Below are 18,233 nucleotides of genomic sequence, written 5' to 3' on the forward strand. Positions count from 1 at the left end.
AGCTGATGAGAACCAATCAATGGCTGTAGCAACCGCGGACGACCGCAAGCAACGTTTCATCGACCTGCTTCACGAGCTCTTCCAGCTCGATAAGCCGGAGCTGGATTTTGGGCTCTACCGCATCATGCACGCCAAGAGCGACCAGCTCTCTCGATTCATCCGCGAAGATCTTGCCCAGGCCATCGAGGAGGCGTTTGCCGAGCAGGGCGAGCAGCAGCTGACCGCCATGCGTCAGGACATCGAGGAGAAGCGTCGTCAGGCCGAAGAGCTGGGCGCCCCGGACCCGGATAGCGCCCCGGCGGTGAAGCAGGCGCGGGCCGCTTACGAAGTCGCGAAGCAGGAGCAGAACGCCTCGGCGGACATCTACGACCACCTCTATCGCTTCTTCTCGCGCTACTACGACAAGGGCGACTTCATGAGTCGCCGGCACCACGTCGCCGAGAATGACAGCCGGGCCGCCCCCTATGCGGTGCCCTATGATGGTCGTGAGGTCTATCTTCACTGGGCCAACAAGGACCAGTACTACGTCAAGTCCTCCGAGACGCTGGCCAACTTCACCTTCAACCTCAACGAGGCCCTGAGGAAGCTGCAGGGCTCCGCCGCACAGGCTGGCCTGGGCTTCGACTCAGTGGATGCGGCGCTCAAGGTGCACTGCCGCGTGGTAGACGCCACCGAAGGCGAGCACAACGATGTGAAGGAGAGCACCGAGCGCTTCTTCATCATCCATCATAACGAGCCGGTGCGCCTGGACGGTGCCGACCTGGTGCTCCAGTTCGAGTACCGGCCGGACTCGGAGAAAATGGGCCAGAGTGGCACCTGGCAGAAGAAGCGGCTCGAGGAGGCGGAGGAGGTCATCATGGCGGGGCTGCGCCTTACCGATGGCGTAGCCGCCTACCGGGATGGGCTGGCCACCCCGGCACCGACGGACAAGCAGAAAGAGCGCACCCTGCTTGGCAAGTACCTGCAGCAGTACACCGCCCGCAACACTATGGATTATTTTATCCACAAAGACCTGGGTGGCTTCCTTTCTCGTGAGCTGGATTTCTATATCAAGAACGAGATCCTGCGCCTAGACGATATCGATAATGCCGGTGTGCTGATCGTCGAGCAGCAGCTCAAGAAAATCCAGGTGCTGCGTAAAATCGCGAAGCAGATCATTACCTTTCTGGCGCAGCTAGAAAATTTTCAGAAAAAGCTGTGGTTAAAAAGGCGGTTCGTTGTTGAATGTAACTACTGTATTACTCTAGATCGTATTGCAGCTCGATCTGACATTATAGAATATATTCTTGGTCATGAGGCCCATCATGATTTGTGGTCAAGGTTGTATGGTCTAGATACTGTAAAACTTGCAGATGATATAAAATCTTTGAGTGTTGAGGGGTTTCTGGGGCTAGAGAAATACCGCTATTTGATGGCTGATACCGGACTACTGTCCTCAGGGGTTAAGGGAGAGTTGATTTCCTGTATCGAAGGATTGGATAGCACTTGCGATGGTGTTGCTATTAATTCTGATAATAACGATGCGCTTCGGGTTTTAGATAAAAAATCCAAGGGATTTGATTGTGTTTATATTGATCCTCCATATAACACTGGTGGTGATGATTTTCTTTTTAAGGATAATTATAGGCACTCAAGCTGGCTTTCGATGTTGTCCCAAAAGCTTGAGCAATTAAAGAAAATAGTGTTGCCGTCTGCAACTTTTTTTGCAAGCGTTGATGATAATGAGTCCGCTAGGCTTAAATTGTGCTTGGATAGCTTCTTTTCTGAGGATAACTTTATTTCTCAGTTGGTTGTGCGGTCTAATATAAGGGGGCAAACATATCAGAGGGTGGCTAAGACACATGAATATGTTATGGCTTATGGATTCTCTGAATTTTCACTAATCAGAGAGGTGGAAAAAGAAGTGGGTGGTGCCTCACTCTCTGATGAAATTGGTGTTTACGAACTTTGGGAGTTGAGAAATCGAAACCCAAAGTTTGGAAGGCACAATCGTCCTAATCTTTACTATCCCATATATGTAGATCCGAAAAGCATCGATGAGAATGGTTACGCCAGTATAAGTTTGGATGATAGACCAGGTTTTATTGCTGTTTATCCTGAAAATAGCAAAGGTGAGGCGTCTTGTTGGCGGTGGGGTAAAGAAAAAACACTAGCTGCGATAAGGTCAGGGTCTAAAGTCATTATTTTGGCCAAGGAAAAAAGGGCTGGTGGATGGAATATTTATGAAAAAGCCAGAAAAGGAACAAAGAAGATTAAGTCTATTTGGTCGGATAAGGGATTTATAAATGAGGCTGGTACTGTTGAGAACGGGCGATTAGGATTTAGTGAGTTCGGGTTTCCAAAACCAATGCTTTTGCCAGAGACGGTAATAAAAATTGGCTCCCCCAAAGATGGGCATGTGTTAGACTTCTTTGCAGGAACGGGAACCACCGGACATGCGGTAGTATCTCTTAACAAAGAGGGCGCTCGTAGACACTACACTCTTGTTGAGGTAGGTAATCATTTTGATACAGTGCTCAAGCCCAGAATCATGAAAGCTGTATATGCGTCAGAATGGCAAGATGGCAGACCAAAAAATGGTGAAATCGATGCTATTTCTCACTGCTTCAAATACCTCCGCCTTGAGAGTTACGACGATACCCTTAATAACCTCGAACTGGATGATAACCCTCATCGCAATTCGCTGATGGAACAAAATCCCGAGCTACGCCGTGACTATACCCTCAAGTATCTGCTCGACGTGGAGACCCGCGGCTCGGCAAGCCTACTCAATACTGAGTGGTTCCGTGATCCTGAAGACTACACGCTGAAGGTCAAGCAGCCCGGCAGCGACGAGACTCGCGAAACGAACGTCGACCTGGTCGAAACGTTCAACTGGCTGATCGGCCTGCATGTCACTCACCTCGACAAGCCCCGCACCTACGTCGCCCGCTTCGAGCGCGAGGAAGACCCCGAGCTGCCGGAGGACCAGAACACTCGGCTCAAGGCGGTTAGCCTGCGCGAGAATGAAGACGGCGCCTACTGGATCCGCCAGGTCGAAGGGCATGTGCGCAGGATCCCGGGAAGCGACGAGGACCTCGCCAAGGTGCTGGTGGTATGGCGCAAGCTGACCGACGATCCCGAAAAGGACGCCGCGGTGCTGGAGGCGCTGCTGGCGAAGTACAAGATCGGCACCACCGACAGCGAGTTCGACTCGATCTACATCAATGGCCCGCATGGCCTGAACCTGACCGGCAGCGCACGCAGTCGCGTGCATAGCCTGGAAGAAACCTTCCATGCTCGTATGTGGGAGGGGTGTGACGATGAGCTCTGAAGCCAGCGCCCCCACCTGCTGGATCGTTGCCGGCCCCAATGGCGCCGGCAAGACGACGTTTGCGCTTCATTACCTGCCCCAAGTGGCCAAGTGCGCACGCTTCATCAACGCTGACCTGATCGCCGCCGGGCTTTCGCCCTTGGCACCGGAGCGGGAGCTGCTTGCGGCTAGCCGGATCTTCCTACGTGAGATCGAAGATGCAGTAGAGGAGGGCGAGGACTTTGCCTTCGAGACGACACTTTCGGGGCGCGGTTACCTGAGCCTGGTGAAGCGGCTGCTCGATACGGGCTGGCGAGTCGAGCTGGTTTACCTGGCACTCCCCTCGGTGGAGATGTCGCGCCTTCGCGTGGCAGAGCGCGTTTCGCATGGTGGCCACAATATCCCGCTGAAGGATATCCAGCGCCGCTTCCCGCGCAGCCTGCACAACCTGCTGACGCTCTACGCACCCTGCGTCTCTCGAGCGCGTTGCTTCATGAATGCTGGAGGCACGCCAGAGCCTGTCTTTGAACAGACCTGGCAAGGGCGCAATATTCTCGATGACCGCCACTACAATGATCTCGTCAAGGAGGCACGGCCATGACTCAGCCGACACCGGATACCCAAACCATGCTCGACAGCCTCCGTGAAGCAGTCTCCGAGACCTTGGAGCGCAAGCGGCGCCTGGGCCAGTATGCAGTGATATGGCAGGACGGCAAGCCCGTGCTGGTAGGGGATGATGCGCCGAAACCGCAGATGGATGACCAGGATGATCAAGGCCGGGAGTCGCATTGATGGCACGCAAGCCACGCCAAGCCAAGATCAATCAGCTCAGTGCCAAGAGCGACTTTCTCAAGAAGCTGGTACTCAACCAGTGGATGCTGACGTGCTTCGGCATCGACCCGCTGGAGCAGTATCGCGACGGCGGCAGCCGAGTCCGTCCGATTACGTTGCTCAGCAAGACGCTGAAGGAGAGTGATCCGGGGCTGACCGGTGACCGCCACCATCATTACCTCCATGCCTTGCTGGGTAGCTACCAGCCCACCTGGAAGTACGGCGAGGAGGATCTGAAGCGCTTTGACGCCAATATCGTCAGGCATACCGATGCCCTCAATCAGCAACGTGAGACCGAGGTCGACTGGAAGTACTTCCAGTGGCTGACTCTGCTGTTCGTCGAGATATATCTTCACGAGTACTTCCGTGACCGCGAGGCGCTCAAGGCCAGCCTCAACCGCCAGGTCGAGCGATTCAACAGCTTCTGGCAGGGGCAAGGCTACCAGACCGGTATTGGCTCCTATGAGGAAGATGACCTCAATAAACTGTGTCTGCAGAATGCCACGGGCTCTGGCAAGACCTTGCTGATGCACACCAACGTGCGTCAGTTCCGTCACTACGCCCGTGAGCACCACCGTATCGCCGACTATGGCCAGATCATCCTGATTACGCCCAACGAGCGCCTCAGTGAGCAGCATCTGCTGGAGTGCCGCGATTCCAGCTTGGAGGCGGAGCGCCTCAGTCAGGATGGTGGTGACCTCTTCAGCGGGGAGCGGAAATCGCTGAGCCGTGTTGCCGTGACCGAGATCACCAAGCTCGGCATCGAGCAGGGCAAGAAGACCATGGCGGTCGACAGCTTCGGCGATGGCAACTTGCTGCTGGTCGATGAAGGTCACCGCGGACTGGGCTCGGCCAGTGAGGAGAAGGGCTGGCTATCGCATCGTAACAAGCTGGCCGGGCGTGGCTTCACCTTCGAGTACTCGGCCACCTTCAAGGAGGCGGTAGTTGCTGCCAAGGATGCGGCAGTGGAGGAGACCTACGCCAAGAGCATCCTCTTCGATTACGGCTACCGCTACTTCTACGAGGATGGTTACGGCAAGGATTACCGCATCTTCAACCTGCCGGAGAAGGAGACCCAGCAGCGCTACACCTACCTCACGGCGGCACTGCTGGCTTTCTATCAGCAGCAGCGTTACTACCAGGAAGAGCATGGCCAACTGACCCAGTGGAACCTGGCCGCTCCGCTGTGGGTGTTCGTCGGGGCTAGCGTGGTCAGAGACGACGGCAGCAAGGAGACCGCCAAGAACTACAAGGAGCGCGCCTCAGATATTGCCCAGGTGCTGGGCTTTCTGGCCTGGTTCCTGGGGGAGAAGGATGAGGCTCGTCGGGCGCTGAGCGCGGTTTTTGAGGGTGACGCGGCAACGGCCGGTTTGATCGACAAGCAAGGCAACGAGATATTCTCGGGCAGCTTCCCCTGGCTCAAGGCTCAGGGACCGTCGGTTGATGAGCTCTACCGCGACATCCTCACCCATACCTTCCATGCCCCGGGCGGCGGCACGCTGAACGTCGATCGCATCACCGGTGATTCTGGCGAGCTACTGCTGAAAGTGGGAGAGGCGGAGAATCCCTTTGGCCTGATCAACGTGGGCGACGCTCTGGGCCTGGCCGAGCACCTCGAGGGCCGCAAGATCCCCCACCTGCAGGTCCGCAAGTCGGAGCTGGCCAACCCTATCTTCGCCGAGGTCAACCGAGAGAGTTCAAAGGTCAACCTGCTGATCGGCTCAAAGAAGTTCATCGAGGGCTGGAATAGCTGGCGTGTCTCCAGCATGGGGTTGATGAACACCGGTAAGAAAGAAGGCTCGCAGATCATCCAGCTGTTCGGGCGTGGTGTGCGTCTGAAAGGCCGCGATATGAGCCTGATGCGTTCTAGCCGGCTTGCACCAGTCACGGCACCCAAGCACCTTTATCTGCTGGAAACCCTAAATGTCTTCGGCGTCGGCGCCGACTTTATGGCCACCTTTCGTGACTTCCTGGAAGACGAGGGTCTACCGGGCAACGATCAGCCCGAGATCCATACGCTAAAGCTGAACGTGATGGAGGATGTCGGCAAGTCGCTGAAGATGTTGCGCCCCAAGGTTAGGCAGGACACCAAGCAAGCCTACAGCTTCCACCGCGATGGCCCTCTAGTACGCTTCGGGCATCCTGTGAATGCCGTCAGCAGCGATTTCCATCATGAGCTGGGTCTGACGCCGGATATCGTGCTGAAGGAGCGCAAGGTCGAGCTCGACCGCTACCCTCGGGTCGAGAGTCTTCAGGCTTCTGGCGTGAAAGACGTGATGGCCAAGCCTGGCCAGGCCAAGCAGCACGAGCGCTACTTCGATGACGATCATCTGCTGTTCATGGACATGGCCGCCCTGGAACGCGATCTAGAGCGCTACCGCCGCTCCCGTGGCTATGCCAACTTGCTGATCGATGCAGGCCGATTCCCGGCACTGCTGAAGAGCCAGGTGTGGTATACGCTGCTGGTCCCCGATGATCAGTGGAAACTGCATGCTGACAACTTCCACCGCTACCAGAGCATGGCGCTTGAGCTACTGTCGCTGTTGATGGACAGGGTCTTCAACTATCACCGCCGGGCCTATCTGGAACCACGCATGGAGCTGGTGGCTCTTGAGGATGCTCGAGGCAACCTGCCGAACACCAACGAGTATCAGTTGATTGTCGACGGTAGCGAATCGGCCCTCATCGACGACATCAATCAGATGAAGGATGCCATCGAGCAACAACAAAAGGCTGTCTATCAATCATCCAAGGCCAATGGGGTGAGCGCCATTCAGATCGGCGCGCACCTCTACAATCCGCTTCTCCATCTCGGTAAGGACAGTCGGATACGAGTGGAACCGGTGGCGTTGAACGACGGTGAGTATCGATTCGTCAATGATTTAAAGGGCTGGCTGGAGCGCAATCAAGAGCAACTGGCTGAGAATGGCGAGCAGCTCTACCTGCTCCGGAATCTAGTAAAGCAGGGCATTGGGTTTTTCGAAGCGGGAGGGTTCTACCCCGACTTCATCCTCTGGCATGTGCAGGACGACCGCCAGCGTATCGTTTTTGTCGACCCCCATGGGCTACGCCACACCGGGCCGAAGGACGAGAAGATCGAGTTCGGAGAGCGTATTAAGGATGTTGAGCGGCGCTTGAGGAGTGAGCATGTAGAGCTGGAAAGTGTGATTCTCGCTCCTTCAAGCACCACGCGCGAATGGATCACTGGTCATTGGGGAATGACGGCAGAAGAGCTGCGTGAAAAGCACGTACTGTTCATGTCTGACTCGAACTATCTGGATAGTTTGATGCAGATAGTGGCTGATTCTGCTGTGGTTGGGTGAAGGGGAATTCTCTTCAGGGGACGGGCTTGCTCGTCCTCTGGGCGCAGATGGTTGTCTGATCGCTTCTTAGGGAAACGCTGCACAAATCCCGGTGCAGCTGCTTGATCGCCACCGGCGGGGTAGAATCGGGTCATCCCATCAGCGTCTGACAGAGCCATCCCATGAAGCAGATCTCTTTCGCCCAGGCAGAGCACCACAACAAGAAGAAGATGACACGTCGCGAGCGGTTCCTGGCCCAGATGGAGGCGCTGGTGCCTTGGCAACGACTCATCAACGCGCTGTCGCCGTCTTACTTCCCTAACGCAGCAGGCAAACGCGGCCGTCCGCCCATCGGCCTAGAGCGCATGCTGCGGATCTACTTCCTGCAACAATGGTATGCGCTCGCCGACGAGGCGCTGGAGGATGCCATCTACGACAGCCAGGCGATGCGTGACTTCGTGGGTATCGATCTGGCCATCGAGAGCGTGCCGGACGCGACTACGCTGCTGCGCTTCCGTCATCTGCTGGAGAAGCATGCCCTGACTCAGCGGATCTTCGAGGAGATCAACGCCCACTTGGCCGAGAAAGGGCTGTTCATGCGCGAGGGCACGATCGTCGACGCCACTATCGTGGCGGCTGCCCCTTCCACGAAGAACAAGGCCAAGCAACGCGATCCGGAGATGAAGCAGACCAAGAAAGGCAACCAGTGGTACTTCGGGATGAAGGCCCATATCGGCGTCGATGCCGTCACCGGACTGACTCACAGTGTCGCCGCGTCCTCGGCCAACGTCGCCGATGTCACCATGGCCGGCGCTCTGGTCCGGGACGATGATAAGCGGGTATACGGCGACGCGGGCTACACCGGCATGGGGAAGCACCTCGACGAAGAGAAGGATGCCTCGGATTCGCGGTGCTGTGTTGCCGCCAAGCGTGGCGCCATCAAGAAGATGGACGACAGCCCGATGAAAGCGCTGCTGTTGGCGATCGAGAAGACCAAGGCCAGTATCCGCGCCAAGGTCGAGCATCCGTTTCATGTCATCAAGAACCTCTTTGGCTACCGGAAGGTGCGCTACAAGGGGCTGGCCAAGAACCAGGCGCAACTCTTGAGCCTGTTCGGGCTGGCCAACCTGGTGCTGTCGACACGATGCAAGGGCCGAGTTAACGGGGCCAGTGCGCCTTGAGTCTGGCCTAGCAGCCGGGGTAACCGGCTGCCAGGGAAAACAGACCACCTCAGGTGGTCAGAAATTGATCGCTGACGCGGTGATTATGCCCCTCTGAGCCCTTCGGCCGCTCAGAGACGAATTGATCAGTGGTTCCTTAGTATTTCTTTACCTCATCACTTACTGCGCCTTTCTCAGCTGTACCCGAACTTATCCAGCAGTTATTCGAGTCCAGCCATTTATTTATGTCGATTTGGCCCTTGCCGTCGTAAGCCCGAAGTCACTGGCTTCCCGGCTCGCAGAACTACACTAAGCTCTGTCTGAAAAATCGGCGAGCGATAGCCAGACAAGGCAAAAATCGGCGAAAAAGCGGAGTTTACGGGGTGTAAATGAGCATTTTGAGCCGATTTTTAACACCGTATGGTTAAGCGCAGACATTTTTCAGACAAAGCGTAGTTGCCATCGAATTTCTCCAGCCAATGCTGTTAAATCCACGGCGGCGAATCGAATGTGGTGTCCCTCTATCACTGCTGTCTCGTCGGCCGTTTGCCCGATTGATGGATGCAGCAATAATCCACTGGCGCAATCAGCAAGCGTACCCCCGCGGCCAACCTGAGAACGTTGCTACGCGTACTTCTGCTACACGTATTCGCTACGAAGGGTTTCCTCTCGGTACCAGCCCCTCGTCACGATCGGTGTGAAACTTAGTATCGATGACGATACGCCGTCGATCCTGGCGGGAGTCAAAAGGGTTACATAGGGAACCCTATAATTATGCTGTTGGGTCAGCTTAGCTCGACCATCCGCCAAGCTCGGCTGCGACGGCGGTAAAATAACTGGGGAGCTGGTTCAGTAGGCCTCGGATAGTGGCTTCCTGTCGACAGGCACCGCGGACCGCGTCGCGATCAGCCGTAAGCGGCCAATGCTCTCCAAGAAATGTAGCTACTTGTCGGTCGGCGAAACCTGCCTCGTAGAAGGCAAGCGTAGCCCGGTTCGCCAGCCCTGCCTTGATCTGGCGCTGGAGTAGCGAAGCAGCATTTTTCAGGTCCTCGTCTAAATCCTCGGCGAGATCCGCAATCGACGCGACGACCATCGCAACGTCATAACCAAAGCCGCCTTCGCAAAGCGCCACGGCGTCCTCGACCGAGGGTCTGCGACGTCGCCCACCTACCCGCGCACCCATATCCACGAGGCTTGCAAGAATGCGGGCGTAGCTATTCCCGGCCACCCATTCTCGAAGGATTTGGGGGATAACGTCCTGATTGGTTATGTCAGTGATCTTACGTGATGAGGCGAATCGCAATGTGATCGGCGCGATTTCGTCTAGAAGCCGCCCCTCGGCTACGGCCACCTGAAGGGTCGGTAGATTTATGGTGAGCCATGCACGCAACTCTGCGACGGCGGCGGGCGGCAGGGGTGAGCGCCGGATGATGGCTCGCTGATCGCCATCGGTATTAGTGATAACAGATGCGCCAATAGACCGGAAAACCTCAATGAGCCGCAGCCTAGTGTCGTTTCCGGCGAGGTGATAGGCGAGCGTGTTGGCCGCAAGCTCTGTGATCCGCTCTGCTGCGTCTTCACCCTCGTCAAAAGTCATATTTGCGACAAGGAAGGCCGCGATGTTCTGGACGGCCCGAGCCCGTCCTTCGATGAACCTGCGGGAATCGACGCGGCCTATGTTAGGCTCGACTGCGAGTACGGCATCCACCACTTCCTCGATTTTCTCAGCATCGGCGAATGCAAGATCCAACCATTCCGGCCGGATTTCCTGCACGATGGCGGTGCCGCGTTGGGTATAAGGCTCGAACAAAGCCAGGATGGAGCTGCCCGACGGTTCCGAGTTGGTAGCATCTAGCAATCTCAATGTGTCCTGCCAGTTGCTTCGGCCGCGACCGAATTGCTGCCGCTCGTCGTAAATAGCTGGCGTCGAGAAGATGACGCTACCTTCGGTGTGCATGCCCGCCCGTCCAGCACGCCCCATTAGGTTATGGAAGTCGCGAACGAGGATGCCCTCGCCCCCCTGGTGAGTCGTGGTGACGATCAGATATTTCAGGGGGAAATTGACACCTTGGGCTAAAGTTGATGTGCAGACCACGAATTTGGCGCGGTCAAACTTCATGGCGTGCTCGATCGCAAGGCGAATGCCATGCGGCGTATTGGCACTGTGTGCGAAGATGCCGAGACGAGCCGCCTGTGTCGCCGGAGCGTCAGCGCCAAGCTGGAGCTCGGATAGGGAGTGGATGGCTTCCACTTCCCTTGTATCGGAGAATGCTTCGGGCCAGTCAGTCGTGAATTTGCGCTCAACCAGTTCCACCACACGCTTGCAGATGCTAGTTACGCTGTCTTTCCGGCCGCAGAAGATGGCAACGCTGCCATTTCGGACGACGTGCAGACCGAGGAACAGGCCCACGTCGCTCCCTGTTTTCTTGGGGAAGCGTCGCTCTTTCCGTTCACGCGGGCGAAGTTGGAGAAGAGTGTCCTCGATAATACGCGGCACGAAGAATTCGCGCTCCGTCGGGTCTTGGGGAGCCACGTATTCGAGACGTCCGCGTTGATCCTGCCAACTCGAGAACGCGATACTTTTAGTCGTCGGCAACAAACCAGTGCCATCAAGGACGGCTTCGCGGTCGCCGATCAGCCACTCAGCCACATCGCCCGCATTACCAATAACGGCTGAAATCAGGATGATCTGAGTTTCGGGGCGAAGTGCCATGCGGAGCGAAGTGAGTAATAGCTCATAGGTCGGCCCGCGGGCCATCCCGTCGAACTGATGTCCTTCGTCGTAGATCATCAGGCCGATTCGCTCAGCGAGCTCGGGCGCGCGTCTGAGTATGTAGAGTAACTTTTCCGGTGTGACGATCAACACTGAATTGACGGCGAAAAAGGCATCGAGTGTGAGGTCGAACTGATAGGAGTCCGAGGCCTCATCAAGCCGCATATCCTCTCCATCGAAGGCGGTGACGAGATCAGCCCGAATATCGTGGCAGAGTGATCGATACGGGGCGACTATCACTGCCAGGTTCGCGCGCTGGGAGAGGAAGGCTGAACGGATGATAAGCTCGGTCGCGCGCGTTTTACCCGCACTGGTTGGCATCTGTATAACGGCCGATCTTCCCCCAAGTACCCCTGCATCGGCAATCCGCTGCTGGGCTGGCCAAAGCTCGATCGGGAATCGCGGCTTCGCGAGCGCTGGCCGCCATGAATCCGTATTGAGGCCGGATGCAGACGGGAGAATGGCTCGAGCCGCATTCCGCAGCTTGAGGGCACAAACTGCGCCGATAACATCTGCATAAAGCAACTCACGCGGTGAGCCGTTCACGTGAAAGTAGTCTCGTAATTCGCCGATAACGGCAGCTACCGGCTTGGTGCCTCCCTCGAGCCGAAAGAATGCTGACAGTGCGTTGAGCAGAGCTCGCGTTCGCGCTTCATGGGCATGCGGTACACCAATAGCAGCGAATCTGTTCCGAAGGATCGAGTAAAGGAGGAAGCCGAGCCCGCCAGCTATTTCAAGGTCTGGCGGATCCATGTGACTGACTATGACGGCGCCGCTGCCGACGCTTCCCTCAATGTAATAAGTCGCGCCGCATAGCAGCGACAACTCGGGCGTCAGCTCGGCATCCAGCTCTGCGTTGATATAGGCGTCGAAAAAAATTGACGCGAAACGGAGCGAGGCTTGCGGGTCAGCATCTTCGCCCTCCCAGCAAGGCGGCATTGGGAAGGCTTGCAAAGCGCCCGCTAGTTCACCACCGATCTGATCTGCCATGGCGGCCGCCACGTCGCCGAGGATCGCAATTGCCATTCCAAAGAGGATGGCGGGGTCACGGGGAAGCTGGTTGAAGTCGCCCTCTGCGATGCGGAATTCCCGCATTTTCGCGCGGGCGCGCGTGGTCGAGAGGACGTTGCGAGCTCTGGCTTCAGGCTTCATCTGCCGCCCTATCATAGAGCGCGTGAATTAGCTTCATCAGGGACGGCCCCTTGATTACAATGAGCCGGATGTTCGCTGCGTTATGATGTACCGAAGCGTCGGATTTGGTCAGGTCGGTTTCGTTGAACACAAGGTCGTCGAGTATCGCTGCGGCGCCATTGATGCGTTGGAATGGCCTGTCGGCCATATTCTGAAAGCGTTTTACGCGATTAGCATCATCCATTGTACCGCGCGTCACGAACTTCTGCTTGATGGCATTGAGGCTCATGGCCTCGCGAAGTTTGTCTTTGTCGCTATCGGTGATGGCGTCCTGCAATCGATTTTTGCCAGTAGCCGACATCCCGGACTTCGTCTCGAAGATAAAGAGTGCATCATTGGGGTTGGTCTGCCCGTCAACGGCAAATTTGAAGCCGATGACATCGCATCCTTTTGTCGAGTCATTGCGATTCCAGCGCTCTTGGTAGCGCAGCTCTCGTGGGCACCAGTATCCGAGTACATATTCGATGTAGTCGGCGACCAGTATTTCTCCGAAATCTCCCGAGCGGAGGCTCGGGCCAGGCGTGAGTGTTCGGTCAGGAAGCAAGGTTTGACGCAGGTATTCCGCATTGGTCAGGCCTGTTCCATCAACCATTGCCGGAAGATCTTCATCTGATACATAGTGATTGCGAAAGTGAGCAGCCCAAGCAGATAAGACGGCTTCATTTTCTTGCGGTCTAAGTTCCCAAATCTCAATCTTCCTCCCGCAAGCAGTAACTTGGCACTCGCCAGTATCAACTAACCCCGGCTTATTCATGAGGCCGGCCCGAAAACGAAGATAGCGGATGGTATTCTCTTGAAAATTCAGTGTGTTCCGCCAAGAATCTGAACCAAGAGAGCCATCCGCTATGGGTGAAAGCCTATCCACCTGGACGCCCTCATGCAACGGCGCTGTCCGTGTTGAGCTGAGCGGCCAGCGCACTACCAGCGACAGCGGCGCTCTGCTGTTGCGTGAGGCCCTCGACAACAGCGGCGTGATTGAGGCGCTGGAAGACAATCTGGTCGATCGACGCCACCCGCTGCGCATCCGTCATTCGCTGGCCAGCCAGTTGCGTACCCTGGTGCTGCAGCGTGCGATGGGCTGGATCGATCTCAGCGATACCGACACGCTGCGCCGTGATCCGCTCTGGCAGCTGGCCTGCAGCGATGCGCGCGGGACAACGCCCCTGGCCCAGGACCGGCCCTCTCAAGCCACGCTGTCGCGGCTGCTGACCTGCCTCGGGCGCTGCGACAATATCGATGCCGTGCACGAAGGCCTGCTGCGACTGGTGATCTGGCGCCTGACCGCGCTGAAGAACGGCGAGCGCCCCAAGCAGCTGACGCTGGACATCGACGGCCTGCCGATCGAGGTCCACGGCCACCAGGGCGGCTCGGCCTATCATGGCCTGTACGGCGCGCGGATCTATTCACCGCTGGTCGCCTCGCTGGCAGAAACCGGCGACATGGTGGGCGGCCTGCTGCGCGAGGGCAACGCCGGCCCGGCCGAGAACGCCGACACCTGGATCCCGCATCTGGTGCGGCGACTCAACGAGAGCACCGGCGCCCAGGTTCGGGTGCGCATCGACGCCGGTTTCACCGACAACGCGACGCTGGAGGCCCTGGAAGAGTGCGACATCGAGTACCTGGGCCGACTGCGCAGTCACTCCGGCCTGCAGAAACTGGCGGCACCGCACCTGAAGCGGCCACCCGGCCGGCCACCCGAGCAGCCTCGCGAGTGGTGCCACGATCTGGAGTATCAAGCGGGCTCTTGGTCGGCACCGCGTCGCGTGGTGCTGGTGGTGCAGGAACGCCCCGATGACCTGCTGCTGCATGCCTTCTTCCTGGTCACCAACCTCGGCAAGTTCGACTGGCCGCCGGAGAAGGTCCTGGCGCTCTACCGCAAGCGCGGCAGCGCCGAGGCGCACATGGGCGAGGTGAAGTCGGCGCTCGACGTGCACCTCTCGTCGACCGATCGCGGCGCCTCCACCGTTCAGGACGTGATGGCACGCAACGAGGTGAGCCTGCTGCTCAGCCTCTACGCCTACCAGGTCCTGCATGGCCTGCGCTGCCTGCTGGAGCGGCAGACCCGGCAAGGCTGGAGCCTCAGCCGGATGCGCGAGCAGGTGCTGAAGGTCGCCGCCACGCTGAGACTGCACGCTCGGCGAATCACCGTTCATCTGGGTGCCGCCGCCGACAAGTGGTGGCCGACGCTGCTGAAGGGGCTGCCGAAGCTGACCGCACTGAGCTGACGCTCCTGCGAGACCACCACAACATCAGAAAGCGAGCGACTGGAGCAGGGGTCGGCGATAACGTCTGCTTGGACGGTCGCCATTGATTCCAAAGAGCTATAAGAAAGCGGGAAAAAGGCAGCGCTCAAGAATTACTCAACGGCCACTCGCGCTGAAGAGGCCGATCCTGGTAAGCATTGCCACCAGCCAGGACCTTCAGACCGCTCAATCAGCATCCTCGTGAATGAGGCGGGCTAACCAATCTAAGTATTCAGGTTTTGGCACCGACCTACCCCTAATCTACCTAAGAACTCGTTTGTAATACTGCGCTGCATAAGTTTACAGTGAAACACATTAACTGAAGCAGGTTTATCATTCTAGTTGTGATCCCGGCTTATTCATGAGGTCGGTCTGAAAACGAAGATGGCGAGTGGTTTTCTCTTGTAGAATCAGGATGTTCCTGCCAGAACACGATTCAAGAGGACCACTCGCCATGGGTGAAACCCTAACGACCTGGTCGCCCTCGTGCAACGGCTCTGTCCGTGTTGAGCTGAGCGGCCAGCGCACCACTAGCGACAGCGGCGCCCTGCTGCTGCGTGAAGCCCTCGACAACAGCGGCGTGATCGAGGCGCTGGAAGACAATCTGGTCGACTTCCGCAACCCGCTACGCATCCGCCACTCGCTGGCCAGCCAGCTGCGTACCCTGGTGCTGCAACGGGCGATGGGCTGGATCGATCTCAGCGATACCGAAACGCTGCGCCGTGACCCGCTTTGGCAGTTGGCCTGCAGCGATGCACGCGGCATGACGCCCCTGGTCCAGGACCGGCCCTCTCAAGCCACGCTGTCGCGGCTGCTGACCTGCCTCGGGCGCTGCGACAATATCGATGCCGTGCACGAAGGCCTGCTGCGACTGGTGATCTGGCGCCTGACCGCGCTGAAGAACGGCGAGCGCCCCAAGCAGCTGACGCTGGACATCGACGGCCTGCCGATCGAGGTCCACGGCCACCAGGGCGGCTCGGCCTATCATGGCCTGTACGGCGCGCGGATCTATTCACCGCTGGTCGCCTCGCTGGCAGAAACCGGCGACATGGTGGGCGGCCTGCTGCGCGAGGGCAACGCCGGCCCGGCCGAGAACGCCGACACCTGGATCCCGCATCTGGTGCGGCGACTCAACGAGAGCACCGGCGCCCAGGTTCGGGTGCGCATCGACGCCGGTTTCACCGACAACGCGACGCTGGAGGCCCTGGAAGAGTGCGACATCGAGTACCTGGGCCGACTGCGCAGTCACTCCGGCCTGCAGAAACTGGCGGCACCGCACCTGAAGCGGCCACCCGGCCGGCCACCCGAGCAGCCTCGCGAGTGGTGCCACGATCTGGAGTATCAAGCGGGCTCTTGGTCGGCACCGCGTCGCGTGGTGCTGGTGGTGCAGGAACGCCCCGATGACCTGCTGCTGCATGCCTTCTTCCTGGTCACCAACCTCGGCAAGTTCGACTGGCCGCCGGAGAAGGTCCTGGCGCTCTACCGCAAGCGCGGCAGCGCCGAGGCGCACATGGGCGAGGTGAAGTCGGCGCTCGACGTGCACCTCTCGTCGACCGATCGCGGCGCCTCCACCGTTCAGGACGTGATGGCACGCAACGAGGTGAGCCTGCTGCTCAGCCTCTACGCCTACCAGGTCCTGCATGGCCTGCGCTGCCTGCTGGAGCGGCAGACCCGGCAAGGCTGGAGCCTCAGCCGGATGCGCGAGCAGGTGCTGAAGGTCGCCGCCACGCTGAGACTGCACGCTCGGCGAATCACCGTTCATCTGGGTGCCGCCGCCGACAAGTGGTGGCCGACGCTGCTGAAGGGGCTGCCGAAGCTGACCGCACTGAGCTGACGCTTCTGCGAGACCACCACAGCATCAGAAAGCGAGCGACCGGAGCGGCGGGCGGCGATCACGGCTGCTTGGACGGTCGCCATTGATTCCAAAGAGCTATAAGGAAGCGGGGAAATTTCAGCGTTTTGGCATTACTCAACAGCTATTCGCGCTGAAGAAGCCGATCCTGATAAGCGATGCCACCAGTCAGTACCTTCAGACCGCTCAATCAGCACCCTCGTGAATGAGGCGGGGTGATCTCTCGGTAGGTTGTTCATCCGGAACCTACCCGGATAATTGGAGGTGCGACCCAAACCAACCTCCAGGAGGCCCGGATGAACACCCACAAGAATGCCCGTCTCACACTTCATGGTCGAGCCCTACTGGTGAGTCGTGTCATTGAGGAAGGGCTGCGGCCGAGAGAAGTGGCACAAGCTCAGGGCGTCAGTGTGAGAACGGTCTACAAGTGGGTGCGTCGCTTCCGCGAGGAAGGTCGCGCCTGACTACAGACTCGTTCGTCACGCCCCGTGCGAAGCCTATTGGCGACAGACGCCGCTACGGTAGATCAGATCATCGTGCGCCGTCAGCAGCGTCAGACCTACCGCCGGATTGCCATGGCAGTGGGAATCGGTCAGAGCACGGTGGCGCGCATTCTCAAACGCGAAGGACTCAATCGTCTGGCGCTGCTGTCTCCGGCCAGGCCGGATAATCGCTATGACCACGATGCCCCCGGTGATCTCTTGCACTTGGACATCAAGAAGCTGGGGCGCTTCAAGCGACCGGGGCACCGCGTGACCGGCACGCGTCACCAGAAGAAGCCAGGTGTCGGCTGGGAGTATGTCCATGTGGCCATCGACGATCACTCACGCGTGGCCTTCGGCTCGCTTCATCCGGACGAAAAGAGCGGGAGCGCCTGTCTGGCGCTACTCAAAGCCGGCCGCCATTACGCGAGCCTGGGCATCCGCTTTAGCCGAGTGCTCACCGACAACGGTGCCTGTTACCGATCTCACGGCTCCAACGTCTGTGTCGGCGGTTGGGGCTGCAACATCGTCGCACCAGGCCGTACAGCCCTCGCACCAACGGCAAGGCGGAACGGTTCATTCAGACCATTCTCCGTGAATGGGCCTATGCGCGAGCCTACTCAAGCTCGAACGAGCGAGGCAGGCATCTACCGGCTTGGCTTCATCAGTACAACTGGCATCGCCCGCATGCCAGTTTGGATTACCACCCTCCGGCTAGTCGGCCGGGACTATCCGTGAACAACCTGATGGGTTTACACAACTGCCAGCTCTCTGGGCCTTATTGCAATAGTCACTGCGCCGCGTCAGCCAGCAGCGCGTTACTTGAGATCTGATTCCTATTTTGGAGCTGTCCTAACCGTAGGCCTACGAACGCCTGACCAAGTAGGCCTTGGTTGCGGTTTGGTTGCTGATTCAGCGCTCTCCGGGCTGAAAGTGTGAAGTGTGGAAAATTTCAAGTAACTGAATTTGCTTGGAAACCGCATGGCAGGCGCGGTCCGGATTTACCCATTCGCTGCACTCATAATCCCTTGGTCGCAGGTTCGAGTCCTGCTGGGCCCACCATTGATATTCCCCCAGCATGCTCTCGTGGATATTCATCGACGAGTT

General features: G+C 58.1%; 10 protein-coding genes and 1 pseudogene. 8 read left to right on the forward strand and 3 right to left on the reverse strand.

Annotated features, from left to right (window positions below):
• The first annotated feature begins 19 nt into the window (after positions 1-19).
• From ACWHY3_RS05510 to ACWHY3_RS05530, 5 genes are all read left to right on the forward strand, one after another.
• Positions 20-3,313, forward strand: a complete 3,294-nt coding sequence (locus ACWHY3_RS05510; RefSeq protein WP_332778561.1) for a DNA methyltransferase — start codon at positions 20-22, stop codon at positions 3,311-3,313.
• A complete protein-coding gene (locus tag ACWHY3_RS05515; RefSeq protein ID WP_332778560.1) occupies positions 3,303-3,893 on the forward strand; it encodes a zeta toxin family protein in 591 nt (196 codons plus the stop codon). Before ACWHY3_RS05510 ends, ACWHY3_RS05515 begins: the two co-directional genes overlap by 11 nt.
• On the forward strand, positions 3,890-4,084 hold the full coding sequence (locus ACWHY3_RS05520) for a hypothetical protein (RefSeq protein ID WP_332778559.1): 195 nt from the start codon (positions 3,890-3,892) through the stop codon (positions 4,082-4,084). Before ACWHY3_RS05515 ends, ACWHY3_RS05520 begins: the two co-directional genes overlap by 4 nt.
• Positions 4,084-7,446, forward strand: coding sequence for a DEAD/DEAH box helicase family protein (locus ACWHY3_RS05525; RefSeq protein ID WP_448127780.1), 3,363 nt, complete (start codon positions 4,084-4,086; stop codon positions 7,444-7,446). Before ACWHY3_RS05520 ends, ACWHY3_RS05525 begins: the two co-directional genes overlap by 1 nt.
• 161 nt (positions 7,447-7,607) lie before the next feature.
• Positions 7,608-8,606, forward strand: a complete 999-nt coding sequence (locus ACWHY3_RS05530; protein WP_087720298.1) for an IS5 family transposase — start codon at positions 7,608-7,610, stop codon at positions 8,604-8,606.
• Between the two features lie 769 nt (positions 8,607-9,375).
• Here ACWHY3_RS05530 and ACWHY3_RS05535 read toward each other — a convergent pair.
• Both ACWHY3_RS05535 and ACWHY3_RS05540 read right to left on the reverse strand, forming a co-directional pair.
• On the reverse strand, positions 9,376-12,510 hold the full coding sequence (locus ACWHY3_RS05535; RefSeq protein WP_448127781.1) for a DEAD/DEAH box helicase: 3,135 nt from the start codon (positions 12,508-12,510) through the stop codon (positions 9,376-9,378).
• Complete coding sequence (locus tag ACWHY3_RS05540) at positions 12,500-13,303, reverse strand: Hachiman antiphage defense system protein HamA (protein ID WP_448127782.1); 804 nt, start codon at positions 13,301-13,303, stop codon at positions 12,500-12,502. The genes ACWHY3_RS05535 and ACWHY3_RS05540 overlap by 11 nt, the downstream gene beginning before the upstream one ends.
• A 91-nt stretch (positions 13,304-13,394) precedes the next feature.
• Here ACWHY3_RS05540 and ACWHY3_RS05545 point away from each other — a divergent pair, with 91 nt between their 5' ends.
• The 3 genes and pseudogenes from ACWHY3_RS05545 to ACWHY3_RS05555 form a co-directional block, all read left to right on the forward strand.
• Positions 13,395-14,774 carry an IS1380 family transposase gene (locus tag ACWHY3_RS05545; protein ID WP_448127783.1) on the forward strand — a complete coding sequence of 460 codons (1,380 nt, stop codon included), beginning with the start codon at positions 13,395-13,397 and terminating at the stop codon, positions 14,772-14,774.
• 433 nt (positions 14,775-15,207) lie between these two features.
• Positions 15,208-16,626, forward strand: coding sequence for an IS1380 family transposase (locus ACWHY3_RS05550; RefSeq protein WP_289113773.1), 1,419 nt, complete (start codon positions 15,208-15,210; stop codon positions 16,624-16,626).
• A gap of 314 nt (positions 16,627-16,940) precedes the next feature.
• Positions 16,941-17,887, forward strand: a pseudogene (locus ACWHY3_RS05555) (IS481 family transposase); the annotation flags it as partial.
• 151 nt (positions 17,888-18,038) lie between these two features.
• Here the strand turns inward: ACWHY3_RS05555 and ACWHY3_RS05560 are convergent.
• Positions 18,039-18,224, reverse strand: coding sequence for a hypothetical protein (locus ACWHY3_RS05560; RefSeq protein WP_448127784.1), 186 nt, complete (start codon positions 18,222-18,224; stop codon positions 18,039-18,041).
• Between the last annotated feature and the right edge of the window lie 9 nt (positions 18,225-18,233).

The sequence above is a fragment of the Salinicola sp. NYA28a genome, from assembly GCF_976982775.1.

What these genes read in the sequence shown, in the direction of transcription:
- ACWHY3_RS05510 (WP_332778561.1), top strand. Translation starts at nt 20, where the DNA reads ATGGCTGTAGCAACCGCGGACGACCGCAAGCAACGTTTCATCGACCTG.
- ACWHY3_RS05515 (WP_332778560.1), top strand. Translation starts at nt 3,303, where the DNA reads ATGAGCTCTGAAGCCAGCGCCCCCACCTGCTGGATCGTTGCCGGCCCC.
- ACWHY3_RS05520 (WP_332778559.1), top strand. Translation starts at nt 3,890, where the DNA reads ATGACTCAGCCGACACCGGATACCCAAACCATGCTCGACAGCCTCCGT.
- ACWHY3_RS05525 (WP_448127780.1), top strand. Translation starts at nt 4,084, where the DNA reads ATGGCACGCAAGCCACGCCAAGCCAAGATCAATCAGCTCAGTGCCAAG.
- ACWHY3_RS05530 (WP_087720298.1), top strand. Translation starts at nt 7,608, where the DNA reads ATGAAGCAGATCTCTTTCGCCCAGGCAGAGCACCACAACAAGAAGAAG.
- ACWHY3_RS05535 (WP_448127781.1), bottom strand. Translation starts at nt 12,510, where the DNA reads ATGAAGCCTGAAGCCAGAGCTCGCAACGTCCTCTCGACCACGCGCGCC.
- ACWHY3_RS05540 (WP_448127782.1), bottom strand. Translation starts at nt 13,303, where the DNA reads ATGAATAAGCCGGGGTTAGTTGATACTGGCGAGTGCCAAGTTACTGCT.
- ACWHY3_RS05545 (WP_448127783.1), top strand. Translation starts at nt 13,395, where the DNA reads ATGGGTGAAAGCCTATCCACCTGGACGCCCTCATGCAACGGCGCTGTC.
- ACWHY3_RS05550 (WP_289113773.1), top strand. Translation starts at nt 15,208, where the DNA reads ATGTTCCTGCCAGAACACGATTCAAGAGGACCACTCGCCATGGGTGAA.
- ACWHY3_RS05560 (WP_448127784.1), bottom strand. Translation starts at nt 18,224, where the DNA reads ATGAATATCCACGAGAGCATGCTGGGGGAATATCAATGGTGGGCCCAG.